General features: G+C 52.3%; 1 protein-coding gene. It reads right to left on the reverse strand.

Going from position 1 to position 643, the window contains the following annotated elements; translation table 11 throughout:
- Positions 1-630, reverse strand: a 630-nt coding sequence (locus ACR6Z4_RS32225; RefSeq protein ID WP_479721403.1) for an IS630 family transposase, incomplete at its 3' end; no start/stop codon positions are given.
- Positions 631-643 lie beyond the last annotated feature (13 nt).

The raw sequence follows: 643 nt of genomic DNA on the forward strand, positions 1-643 counted from the left end.
AGTGCAATTCACCCTCGGTAGCAGCAGAAAGAAACTGTCACCGCTATCAGGATGGACAAACCCGTAAGTATAAAGCCACTGGTAACGAGGATAATGATGCGCCTGTGGACGTTGACCGCATAGAGCCCAAGTGCGTCTAATAATGGCGTGTAAGCCTAAACGAGCTTCGTCTTCTGCCCACACTTCGATGCACTTGTCGGGATGCCAGTGTTGCAGACAGGCAACAAAGATCGCTAACTCCGATTGAAAACGCTGTTGCTCCTCCTGTGTGGCGGCCTGCTGATGCAGAGGACGAGGAACTTGTAGACTAAACCCCAATCGTTTCAAGTACTGCCAAGCGGTGCTGGGGTGCAACCGGATGCCAAACTGCGCTTCAATATACTCACCGACTTTGGGGGCTGTCCATAACCCTCCATCATCTGGGGAAGATTGCAAGCGTTGATATAACTGTTGCTGCTGTTGAAGATTGAGCGCTAGGGGTTTACCGCCTGGTTTGAGTTGCTGTCGGTTGCGGAGTCCCTCACCCCCCTCACAGTTATAGCGGTGGATCAGTTTGCGTACCCAATCCGGCGTGAACCCCGTTATCTCAGCAACTTGTTTTACCGTCATAGGCTGACTGGGATGGCTCATCAACCGAATCGCG

This window comes from Calyptranema fuscum S582 (assembly GCF_055793305.1).